Here is an 11,949-nt window from a genome sequence, read left to right on the forward strand (position 1 = left end):
TGTTTTTACCAGGAGCAATGGTGGAACCAGCTAATATGTAATTCAGTAATATTTCACACAAACGGCTTAAAATTCGGGAATGAATGAGGTAGTAGAATGGTATGATACAAAAGAAAGATGGGGCTGTAAACCCGTGAATTCTCTCATCGATGATATCCAGCGCCTTCTAGGAGGTATTCTTTACACCCTCGTCTTGATTACTATCTTAGTTCCCTCTGTAGGCTTTATTGCTGGCTATCTCTCTGGTATTGAGACAGTGCCGGAGAATACACGTCTATTCCTCAGCGCGTTAGCTGGTGCTCAAGCAGGTATCCTTGCAATCGTGTTTTCGGTGACAGTGATTGGAATTCAGCTGATAGCAACACGATACTCTCCGAGGATGATCTCGCTGTTTACAGACTCTCCGATTTTCATCTACACGTTCGGTCTGTTCGTCTTATCTATCGCAGTTGACCTATGTCTACTGTTAATAGTTCCAGAGACCTCGTACCGCATGTACACCGCTGGAATTGGGGTTGCGTCTGGCCTTGGTTTGACTACCGTAATTGCGCTGTTTGTTTTCGTAAAAACTGCTATCAAGCAGAGCACTCCGGACGGTGCTATTGATGCCTTTGTTTCCGGGATGTCCACGGACCGGTATCTAAAAGAAGTGAAGGAGTCGGTTGAGAATGATTCTGAGACGGCGCACCCTATGCATCCACTATACAATCTGACTATGAACGCTCTCTCCAGCGATGAACGAGTTACTGCTGAAAAAGGTCTACAGGAATACGGGGATATTGTCGAAAATACGCTATTCGAATTGAAAGAACGAGAAATCTTCTCAGAAGAAGAAAGGCAGGTCTTGAGGGAGTTGTTTGATCCGGTTTTCAAGGAGCATCTCCACGATATTTCACTGCACGCCGAAGAGAAAGATGAGAATCAGGTTGTTAGTACTGCTGTGGAGCTGCAATACAATCTTGGTAATGATGGGCTTGATATTTCGGACGATATCGTTTCACAACAGGCTCAGTTTGGGATATCAGGTATTATCAGAGATGCACCAGTTGAGACAGGTTCCCTTATCTCCAGTAATGTTGCTTGGGAGCACCTAGGGAAGCTTTTGCTTGATGCATCGGAGAAGCCGAGGCCGGGCGTAGTTTGGAGTATCTTATCTTCGATTGAGACTGGCGTTTCACGTCAGCTCTGGAAAGTTAGTGATGTGGGATGGTATACATATTCGATGACAGACCTTTACCGGTATATGGGGCAATCTCATGAAGTACTCTTGGATCACTATGGTGATGATATTGCTCAGGTAGAGATGGAGTGGCAGTATGAGCATGTTCCGGATGACGCCCCAAACCGAGAAGGGGTAAATTCGGTTTACGCATGGAGGAAGGCGTTATTTGCAACTACTGGGGCTTTTCTTCGATATGTTAACGAAGAAGGGCGCTATCCAATTGCTGAAGGCAACCTGAAGAAGGCCTGGAAGAAAGTGTGTATCGAGGCTTCGGAGTCGCCAGCTGAAGACTACGCAGTTACTCTCTGTCAAGCCTTGATTGAAGTTACTCTCTTTTCCAAATTGGAGTTAGATCAGAAAGGTATCTCTTGGGACTCTTGCATAGGACGTGTAATGCACGAGGGCAATCGTGAGATTGTTGATCAAGCATTTGAGCGGATACTCAGATATGATTATAAGAAAGAGAAACCGGAGCCACTGGGTGCCGGTGAGATGGAGGAAAGACGGCAGGAGTACTATCAGAACCAGTTAAGAATACAGGATTTCCCACCTGTGAATACTATCCTCAAGTTTGAAGAGATAGTGGAAAGCATTCAAAAAAGAGCCAACGACCGTTGTGAGTCTTTGAACGAATAGTACTCTCATTAGATTGAGAGAGTCCAAGGAGGGCAACAGAATTCAGGCCTCTCCTCTTTTTCTAGGGAATCCAGCTCTTCAACTTGATCCGTATGAGCCGGCGAATTGAGAATCTTCTAAGCGTGGCGAAGCAGAATGGTATCTTAGATGATCCTGAGGTCCGGAAGCTGGTGTTAGCTGCTGGCTTGTCTGGCAATAAGTCTGTGCAGAGGTCTGCGGTGAAGGCTGTCTTAGGTAAGTCTGTTCGGCATTGGAAGTATCCTTTCGACCAGGAAGCCACGTTCGGAGAAATTAGAGTCGGTGAAAATTTCCAACAGAGTCTGTTCTGTCTGTCTCAGGAGGACTTAAGTAAGCATCTCTTGGCGGTCGGTCAGTCAGGTTCTGGAAAGACTACTCTTTTCTACAGTTTGATGGATGAGATCGATAGGCCGTTCTGGGCGTTTGATTTGAAGCAGGACTATCGTCACGTCGAGGACATTCTTGTGCTTCCTTGGACGGAATTCAGGTTTAATCCTTTGAAGCCGCCGGAAAATGTGCCGCCGCGTAGGTGGGCTCAGGTTTTTGCTGAGGTGTTTGGTCATGCTACGGCGCTTCTCTCAGGTTCTAAGAATTATTTGATGAAGAAGATTATCGAGCTCTACCGGCTGTACAATCTCTTTAACCGGAACTCGCCGCCTTTCCCTAGTCTCCATGAACTGGAGCTCTTGGTCAAGAAGGATGGGATCAATTTTGTCAGGAAGCAGGCGGACTACCGCGACACGTTGTTGAATAGGCTTGAGTCGATGAACTTGGTTGCCGGCACTGTTTTTGATTGCAGCCAGGGTTACTCCGTGGAGGAACTGCTGCAGGAAGATGTTGTCTTTGAGTTTGACGGCCTTTCCCGTGATGTTCAGAACTTTTTGATGGAGATCCTATTCGCTTATGTCTACGAGTACCGCTTGGCTCAGAACCAGAGAGGTGAAGGCCTCAACCATGTGTTCTTCCTCGACGAGGGGAAACGCATTTTCTCAGTCTATAAGGAAAGGCAGGATGCTTCTGGTATCCCTGAGATTGATGAGTTGACGGCGAAGATGCGGGAGTTTGGAGAAGGACTGGTCGTTGCAGATCAGGAGGCTTCCAAGCTGACGGATTCGATCAAGGCTAACACGTACACCAAGGTTTTGCTTCCTACGGCAGGAAGGAAGCAGTTTCAGGCAATGACTGAGGCGATGAATCTGTCTGAGAGGCAGGCGGAGTTCGCTCAGGAACTCGATACAGGGGAAGCTATCATCCAGGTCGGAAGCCGTGGCCCGGTCCCAGTCAAACTCACTAACTACCAATTAGAGAAAGAAGTCACTGACAGAAAACTCGAAAAGAGACAGCGAAACAGATGGGAACAACTCTCCTATGAGCCTCGGAAAACTACGCAGAGCTTCGACGACAAGATAGCCCCGGGTAGAAGCGAAGAAGTCCCCGACAGAGAGATACCCGAGGATCCAACCGAAGTAGACCTCTCAAACGAAGCAGACCGGTTACTCAAAGACGTCATTGAGAACCCGTTCAAGCCACTTACCGACCGCTACCAAGAGTTCTCCAGTAGTTACAAAGGAAACAAGGCAAAGAACAAACTCGTCGACCAAGGAGTCGTAATAGAGAGAAAAGTCAAGAACAGCGAAAACAGGAAGCTCCTGCAACTTACGGAGAAAGGCCGAGACCACGTCGAACAAAACACCGACCTAGATCCAGAACACGAAGGGAGAGGCGGGATCGTTCACAGGTACTGGCAGCAGTTCATTAGAGATGCATTCGAAGAGGCGGGTTGGCACGCCTTCTTGGAAAAGTTCGATGCAGATGTATACGTCAACATGGGAAACACGGAGCTAGCCGTCGAAGTAGCGATGGGTGACAATCCAAGAGAAATCAAACACGTAGAGAAACACCTGGAGAAAGACTTCATCGTGTGGATCGCCTCCAGAAACAAAGAAATTCAGGAAGGACTGAAGCAGAGAATGCAAGAACAGGGCTTAAATCCCGATCAAGTGGTATTTCGACTGCTTCGGGAGTTTTTAAACCGGTGATTTTCCGTGCTCTGTGCAGTCCTGTGATTTTGGAACCATTGAAACTAGCTATATAATCGATATTGGATTGTTCTGAAGGACAAGTTTGGTAACAGTTTGTTTTGATATTGTGTATTATGTCGACTCTAAACCGTATTTTGGATAGTGGATGGGGTGCCTTGTTTCTCTACCTCTACTCTGCTACTGTCCTGTATGTGTTGCAGATGCAATCTATATTGCTGATCCAGTCTGAGCGGTTTATTGTTCTAATTGCAGCTGTGATACCGCCTGCCGTTGTCGTATTCTTGGCGACTGTATTTAATGATGCATTGATGGAGGTATTCGCCGGGGAGGTGATAGAGGAGACATTCAATACAATCGATGGGCGGACAGGGAGTGATGAGTTTTACTGGGATGCTGATTCCGAGATTCAAAATTCAATTGATGAGATGGATCAGAAAGCGCACAAGCATCTTGTTACGGTTCTATCAGGGCTGTTGATCGCGGTTTCATTGCCATTTGTATCGTATCTTTTCTTAGGGATCGTGGGTACACTACTCTCAATTGTCGGTGCGATTTTGGTAATTTATCTGTTTAGTTACCGCAGCTATCGTGACCTCCGACAAGTAGTTAAAAGTTCGATGAAACTGTATGAAACAAATAATGAAGATTGATTCCGTCGATATCGAGAAGTTCGCCAACGGCGAACATCGAGGAAAAACAGTCGAAAATATAACTGGAGGATCACTTCTGTTTCAGGGCGGAAGTAGAACTGGCAAAACACTAACATTTAACGCAATACTATACAATCTTCTCGGAGCCAGTAATACGATTGACCTGGCTACTGGCCGCCAGAACGAGGTTGAACTAGGGTTTACAGATGGAACAAGATTCTTCCGAGGGAACCCAGAAGCAGAGTATGAAGATGGCGAGGAAACAGTAACCGGTAAAGAAGCATCTGATACGTTCAGAGAAAAAATCGGCGATACACCTCTTATCAGCTCTCACTTTGTCCACTCCCACCTCGGGAAAATGCCATTGGACAAGTTGAGTCGAAATAAACGAATTTCTCTGATTAGAACCGTCACAAACGAGGACCTGAGACAGCGCATAGAAAGATTCGAGCGTGCGGAGGACCAGTTGGAGCAGTTGGTTGTTGAAACCAGGGATGAGAAACGGCGTGTCTCAGAGGACCTTCAAGAAGTAGAAAGAACGATAGACGACCTCGAATCTCAGCAAGAGAAATATGAGAATATTCAGGAGAAAATAAGTACTGGTGAACTTCAAGAGATCAGTGAACAGTTACAGCGAAACCAGGAATTAGAAAAGAAGCTTGACCAGCTATTCAGGGAGAAGGAGGGAATCCGAAAGCGGCTACGGAAACTTCATCGAAAGAAGGGGAAACAAGAAAACTATGATTCGGAGGTAAAAGAGATCATCGCGGAAGCGGTCAATGACTTTGTCTGTCCGACCTGCGACCGGAGGATCACCACTGAGAAAGCAAAGAATAGGATAGATACTGGCAATTGTCCGTACTGCGGTCGCAAACACTCTCTGAAGGAACTGAGAAACAGTATCGAAGAGCAGATAGAACGCTCTGATGATCTTATAGAGGATTTAGAAGCGGAGATCGAGGAACTTCGAGATCAACGGCAAGAAGTCACAGATGATATAGAACAGCTCCGAGAGGAACAGCCTGAAATCGGAGAACTAGACGGATTTATAAAGAGGCGGTTAGACAACCACAGCCACGATATCGAGGCAGTACAACGACATACACAGGATGAATTAGAGAACATTTCTGAGAGTCTGAGTGAGTCACGCGCAAAGCAGGAAGAGCTAAGTGAACGGAAAGAACGAGCGGAGGAACGGCTGGAAGCATATTCCGATGCGCTCGAATCAGCATCTGGAATGGTAGATGAATTAACTGAAGAAAGTCTTGAGGCAGGTATACAGGAGTTCAGCGATGCGTGGGAAGAAGCTTACAATGAGATGAACTCAAATTTGGAACTGGAGATTGATATAAATGAAGAGGGCCGAATCCAGTTCCCAGGAAGAAACAATCTAAGGGAGTATGACCGAGGGGGCAATCTGAGTGGATCCGAGCTGCATCTCTTAAATATCTCTTTTGTAAGCACATTAAGCCAGTTCGCTACCGAAAACGAGGTCATCGACTGGGATACAATCGTACTGGATGAGCCATTCTCCAATCTCCAGGAAGAGGAAAATAAGGAAGCCGCATTAGAGTACCTTACAGGATTGGATAAGCAATTGATTGCGACGACATCCGATGATTCGCTTGAGGCATGGTTTGAGAACGTCGAAGTCTTGGAACGTGAGCCTCTCCAGACCACACTGGGTGATTTCGTATGAGCGATAGTAACGAAGATGAAGTTTTCCATCCGCGCCTAATGATGCTTGATGACTTTGATGGAGAAGTTGAGGGACGTCTCAAGTTCCACAAGTCACTTTACCAGTACAAAAATTCCGACTCTGAATCCGAGGACTGGAAATTTAGACGAGAAGAACACGGGCCGCTGGATCCTGGATTCTCCAGCCGAATGCAATCTTATGAGGATTTAGACATGGCTGAAGTGGATGAAGATGAAGAGCCTCACCGATTCAGGATAACACCCAAAGGCCGACGGTTTGCAAGAGGCTTGAGTAAGGGCCTATCGAAGATGCGTGATGGGTTTGAGCAGCGACGGGAAGCATTGAGATCTGTTGCAGAACAAAATAAAGATCGGTCCGGATCAGAAATAGAACAAGATGAGGACGTACAGGAAGCCAAAGAAGAACCATACCAAACCGACGTATAGCCAGAACCGAAGTATCTATTTGACAAAAATTTAAAAATACATTATTACTCAATACTTATTGAAACCCAAACGAAGGAAGGAGATGAGGAAAGTAACTGATTAGAGACCTATGAAACGTTCTTAGCGGGGACAGAGAGTCCAAGCTACGGACGGTTCAATGGACATCAAGTGAGACAGGGTGCAAAAGAAGGCCGAGGAACGATCTACCCGGCCAAGTGAATCCCGTATTCAAAGGACCAGACATCAACTGAATCCAGGTCTCTCCACTCCTTCCTTCCCTCTAACTTTCGTGAACCACGAGTATGACCACAACCGAATACATCGATGTATCCAAAGCCCTTCAAAATCTGGAAAATGAGGTCTCGGAGGAAAACTTCGAAGCAGTACGTGACCTGATTAACCACGCCGCGGCAGAAGGGATAGGTGAAAGCCAGCAGCAACGCCACATCTATGCCTGGAAGACGGTGCTCAACAAGTTTGCACCGGAAGATTTCCAAATACGCGGTGCCTCTGAACAAGAGCTCAAGACTCTTGTCGCGGATCTTAACCGGAGTGACTACGCCGAGGCTACGAAGCACAAGTTCCGGTGTGCGATTAAGAAGTTTTACACGGTCGAGAATCGAGGACAGGCTCCTGAGAAAATTCAGTTCTTCTCTGTCCACAAGAGCAGCAAGCCAACCTCTGTCTCCCGAGAAGACCTGTTCACCGACGATGAACTGAAGCAGCTACTCAGGAACTTCGCCAATACCCGTGACCGAGCATTTACTTACGTCCTCTACGAGTCTGCGGCTCGTCCCGGCGAACTGCTTTCCCGGAATATAGCCGACTTCACAACCAACGAGAAAGGTGACTTCATCTACCTGGAGGGAGCGAAAGGTACGCCGGACAGGACGAATCAACTCGTCCGCTCAGGACGCCCACTGAGAGAATGGATCGCTTCGCATCCACTGGGCGGAGAACCGGGTGATATCGACGATCCGAACGCACCTCTCTGGGTGAAAGCAGAGCAACAAGCCTGTAAGAACTGTGGAAAGATTCCCCATCACCACGACGATTCCTGCAACTACGAGCCCGACCGTTCGGACCGGATGAATTACGATGGATTCAGACGACGGTTCAAGAAGGCCTGTGAACGAGCGGATATACCTGAGAATAAGCGGACGCCATACAATCTTCGGCATACGCGTTTGACCGAGGTTGCGACGTTCATGGGCTACGAGCAATTGAATAAGTTTGCGGGCTGGAAACCTGGATCAGATCGAGCAAAGGTCTACGTCCACCTGAATAACGACGACGTCAACAAGGCGATCAGAGAAGAGTACGGCCTCAGCAGTGGGGAAGAACAAAATCAGAGTCAAGACTGCCCGTTCTGTGGAACAGAAAATCAGTCAACGCACACAGAATGCCGGAACTGCGGCCGACCAATGAGCTTAGAACAGGAAACGAGCAGACAAGACAAACAAGAAGTCTTGGAACGATTGGCAGAACTTGAGGAAAACGGTGTCCTAGGAAAGATAGAGGAATTGACGGAGGAATGAATACTGCGAGCTAATCCGAAATATCGACACAGAAGTATAGCAGATCAACAATGGCGGGAGCTGTCGAAGACGATGTCGAGCAGATTGGTATGAATGAGGGCGTTAGGTTGGGGCAACGGGAAGAATTCTTGCCGATTAAACCGGAAGCAGTCAGGAAACCTTCGGATGTTTGGATTAGGATGCTACATCAGGATCGTAGAGCGCCATGAAGTTTTCTTCATGGGTTTCCTGGTTTACAGTTGTGGCGTAGAATGCCTCCCCAGTTCCAGTTTCTATTAATTTTTCTCCTTCGCCTTCTCCCTCTGTGTCTATGTCTATCTGCATGAACTGGTCTTCTGGTACAGCGTTGTGGAAGTATTCTGATGCTGCTTCTACTAGTTCAAGTTCTGCTCCTACATCGCCGCCTCTGGGATTAATCAGGTCCTGCATGTGTCCTCTGACATCAGCAGTATATCCAATCTCTCCTCCACCAGGAATCAATAAATCATTGTACTCATCTAGGTTCTCTAGTCTGCTCGACCATTCGTCTTCACTGTACTCCTGTTTCACGCCAAATTCGCTGAATATGTCGGTTACTTGTTGGAAGTCTATTGATGAGGCATTGGTTGGATCTTCTCTGTTGTGGAGTCCGTGGAGGTTGGATAGTACGGAGTTTGTCAGGTCTTCTGTCTCCATTTCAGGTAGTAGGATGGTTGTGTCTGCTTCTTCGTAGTTTCTTCCTCTTCCTAGTGCTTTGTTCCAGTCTTCACTCGTGTCTTTTCTGTAGAATACTGTAAAGTAGTCTACTCCTGATGTGGCGCTTCTTTTGATTACTCTGTATTGGTCTCTGTCTAGGTCTAGGAGGTTGTGACCGACTTGTTTGTAGACTTCTGTTGCTTTGTCTTCCTGGTTGGCGTCGCCGAATGTTGGTGCTTTTGCGTTTATTTCTTTGAGTAGTTCTCCGAAGTCTTGGATTTCTCCGTTCTGGTATTGGTCTAGGTCGTCTTCACTGATTGGTGCTCCGTCGCTGTAGGTTTCTTCATATGCTTCTTCGGCTGAGATAAATTCTTCTGAATCTATTGATTTCTGTGCTTGTTCCCCAGTAAGAGTTAGTTTACCGTCTTCAAGCCTGAAACCTTCTAGTTCGTCTATTTCCCCAATCTGTATTTCTACATCTTCTCTTATTTTCCCATTTTGGACTACGTTGACTAGGGCGGTGTATCCGTTGAATTCTTGTTCGCCGTTTTCGTTTTCTGTGTATTCTGGGTGTAGAGTAATATTTTGTGTTTGCCCGTTTACTTGGGCTGTTGCTTCGAGTTCTTCTGCTGCCAGGTTTTCCAGGCTTCCAGCAGTACTGTTGTCTGGTTCGAGCCTTGCTTCTATGATCCCCGGCGCAGAGTCTGTTTGCTGAACCGATGTACCTTGTGTTAACTGGTACTCTGTAGAAGATTGGAGATCTCCTTGGTCGCCATCGATCTGGTTTCCTGGCTGGAGTTCTGCGGTAACTGTCGTCTCTGCCTGGATCTCCAATTCTTGGCTGACGTATCTTCCTTCTCGTGTTTCAGTGAATTCAAGTGGGATCTGATTGTCGAGTGTTTCTACCTGTACTGTCCCACTCAGGTTTTCTGGATCCACTTCTTGGTCTGTTCTGACTTTGACCTGTGCTAAGTTGTTGATAGATTCTCCATTGCTGTCTACGAATTCTATCTCTGTGGTAGAAACCTCAGGTATGTCGGCTTCATCCTGTCCTTCCGAATTATTGTTATCATCGTTATCCGCTTCGCCGCTGTTTAGACATCCGGCAGTGCCTGCTACAGCTGCGATACTTGTTGCCAAAATATTTCTTCTAGAGAAACGTGCTTGTGTTTTGGATTGATTCTTTTTGTCAGCGCCTCTAGTCTTACTCATCGTCTTGAATCAGCCTTGTTATTAATCAATTGGTTATAACACTTTTATTTTTGTTCTTGTGCTTATTCCAACCTTTTCGGCCACCATTTCACCCGGTATCAAAATCCTTCATGAGAAATACGGCGGATAGTATTCTTCACAAACTTATTCACCACTAACTTGTCTGTGATCAAATCTTCTGAATTCAAGGAAGCTGAAGAACTCTTAGAAGAGGTTGAGTCTTGGAGTGAGGAGGAAGTCGAGGAGCTGCCGAAGTTCTATAGAGAGAAGGCAAGGGAATACAGGGAATGGAAGCCGGGTGAGGAATAGCCGATTTTTCCCTTCTTTTCTTGTTATTATGTCATGGAGTACTTCGAATACGGAGGACAGGATTTTGGGTTTGATGTTGAGGAGTTTCTAAGGCAGTCTCAGAGGAAGCAGGAGCAGAGGTTAGAGACGGAATTAGAGAGGATTGAGCGGCAGTTGGAGGAGCGTGAGGCTATTTTTGAGGAGCATCAAGAAGATCTACAGTCTAAACTGGACTGGTACTTGGACAGGTTGGAGAAAGCCTACAAACTGACGGGAGACGTTGACGAATTAAAACAGAAGGTAAACGAGTTTTACAACGAATTGCGGGAGGAAAGAGTACGGCACTGGAGAGATAAACAGGAACTGGAGAAAGAGAGGAGAGAAATGCTGCGGGAACTCGAAGAACTGGAGGAAGAAGATATCACTCGGTTACTACAATCTATTTAGTTGTATCTCTCGCGTTTTCCCCTTCTTTCCGCCGTAGTGGTAGTCTGCGTTGATCAAGCCAAGTTTTTCGAGTTGTTTCAGGAAGTCGCTGATTCTACGATCAGAAAGCACGCTGACGTCTTCCTCACTTGCTACTGACTGGTATCGTTGGTAGACCTCTCCAGCATTCACGGCCTCGTCCTCTTCTGCTAAGTCCTCTACAGCATGGTATAGGAGTTCGTGGTGTTGTGAAAGATGTTCGAGTTTACCCGCAGTGTAGGCCTCAAACGCGTTGTGCCGAAGTTCTTTTACGAGTTCTTCCGTCACCGCGTTTTCTGTATTCTTTGCAGCGGTTTTCAACCACGTCAGGGCAATCTCCGCGTTTTGAGTTGATGGTGCTATGTAGGTTACTGCGTTTCTGTGGACTGATTTTTTTGCCAGGCTTTTCGAGGCTCTGTCTGCAAGTATTTCGTAAATCTGTTCGCCGGTGTACGGTTCGAACTGGATTCTCCGTGGTTGCAGCGAACTGTATGTTCGTGGCTCCAGTTGTTCTTGGAGATTTTCTGCGTTCGAGGTTATCGCCGTGATTTTCGGCCGGTTTGGTAGCCGTGAGAGGAAGTAGAGCAGGTCTTCACCGTCATTCAATAAGAGGAAGTCGAGTTCATCTAGGACAACGACGATGTCCATGACTTCTGTGTGTTCTTCGATCTTTCTCTGGAGTTCGGATGTGTGGTAGCCTGAGCTGACTTCATCTCGGGTTAGCTGTGATAGAATTTCTTGCAGAGCCTTGTACTGTGTCCTGTGTTTCAAACCGGAGATGTAGCAAGTCCTTGCTTCGGATTCATCCAATGCTTTTCTTACGAGATGAGTTTTTCCTGTTCCTCGTGGACCGTGGATATGCAGGTTTCTGTGCTCCAGATTCTCTGAGAGAAACTTTTCCTCCTGCTTTTTGCCTACGATTTCCTCCGGAATGTATTCTTGTTTGAGTGGTGTTTCGTCTTCGATTACGGTCATACAGGATACTCTTTTGAGGACGGTAGTTACACCGGCTGAGTTGAGCCGGGTTTCATTTGATAAATCTGCCCAACCTAATTCTG

Annotated in this window: 10 protein-coding genes; 8 read left to right on the plus strand and 2 right to left on the minus strand. The window is 46.7% G+C overall.

The genetic code is table 11. The features are described from left to right. Positions 1–79: 79 nt before the first annotated feature. The 6 genes from GRX03_RS12345 (at position 80) to GRX03_RS12370 (ending at position 8,251) form a co-directional block, all read left to right on the plus strand. On the plus strand, positions 80–1,858 hold the full coding sequence (locus GRX03_RS12345) for a DUF2254 family protein (RefSeq protein WP_159764502.1): 1,779 nt from the start codon (positions 80–82) through the stop codon (positions 1,856–1,858). A 92-nt stretch (positions 1,859–1,950) separates the two neighbouring features. Further along, positions 1,951–3,915: an ATP-binding protein gene (locus GRX03_RS12350; RefSeq protein WP_233739938.1), complete on the plus strand. Its 1,965-nt coding sequence runs from the start codon at positions 1,951–1,953 to the stop codon at positions 3,913–3,915. 116 nt (positions 3,916–4,031) lie between these two features. Further along, the gene (locus tag GRX03_RS12355; protein ID WP_159764503.1) at positions 4,032–4,568 is read left to right on the plus strand and encodes a hypothetical protein; all 537 of its coding nucleotides are present in this window, start codon (positions 4,032–4,034) and stop codon (positions 4,566–4,568) included. After that, on the plus strand, positions 4,558–6,267 hold the full coding sequence (locus tag GRX03_RS12360; RefSeq protein ID WP_159764504.1) for a hypothetical protein: 1,710 nt from the start codon (positions 4,558–4,560) through the stop codon (positions 6,265–6,267). The genes GRX03_RS12355 and GRX03_RS12360 overlap by 11 nt, the downstream gene beginning before the upstream one ends. Beyond that, complete coding sequence (locus tag GRX03_RS12365; protein ID WP_159764505.1) at positions 6,264–6,713, plus strand: hypothetical protein; 450 nt, start codon at positions 6,264–6,266, stop codon at positions 6,711–6,713. Before GRX03_RS12360 ends, GRX03_RS12365 begins: the two co-directional genes overlap by 4 nt. A gap of 302 nt (positions 6,714–7,015) precedes the next feature. Continuing rightward, a complete protein-coding gene (locus GRX03_RS12370; protein WP_159764506.1) occupies positions 7,016–8,251 on the plus strand; it encodes a tyrosine-type recombinase/integrase in 1,236 nt (411 codons plus the stop codon). A gap of 174 nt (positions 8,252–8,425) precedes the next feature. Here the strand turns inward: GRX03_RS12370 and GRX03_RS12375 are convergent, their stop codons facing one another. Then, complete coding sequence (locus GRX03_RS12375; protein ID WP_159764507.1) at positions 8,426–10,138, minus strand: hypothetical protein; 1,713 nt, start codon at positions 10,136–10,138, stop codon at positions 8,426–8,428. A 165-nt stretch (positions 10,139–10,303) separates the two neighbouring features. Between GRX03_RS12375 and GRX03_RS12380 the strand changes: the two genes are divergently transcribed. Beyond that, a complete protein-coding gene (locus GRX03_RS12380) occupies positions 10,304–10,447 on the plus strand; it encodes a hypothetical protein (protein WP_159764508.1) in 144 nt (47 codons plus the stop codon). A gap of 33 nt (positions 10,448–10,480) precedes the next feature. After that, positions 10,481–10,873, plus strand: coding sequence for a hypothetical protein (locus GRX03_RS12385; RefSeq protein ID WP_159764509.1), 393 nt, complete (start codon positions 10,481–10,483; stop codon positions 10,871–10,873). On the opposite strand, the gene GRX03_RS12390 is transcribed toward GRX03_RS12385, so the two are convergent. Beyond that, positions 10,859–11,949 (minus strand): Cdc6/Cdc18 family protein (locus GRX03_RS12390; RefSeq protein WP_233739939.1); only part of this gene is annotated, 1,091 nt, incomplete at its 5' end. The genes GRX03_RS12385 and GRX03_RS12390 overlap by 15 nt on opposite strands.

Source organism: Halovenus carboxidivorans (assembly GCF_009831575.1).
Lineage (GTDB): Archaea > Halobacteriota > Halobacteria > Halobacteriales > Haloarculaceae > Halovenus > Halovenus carboxidivorans.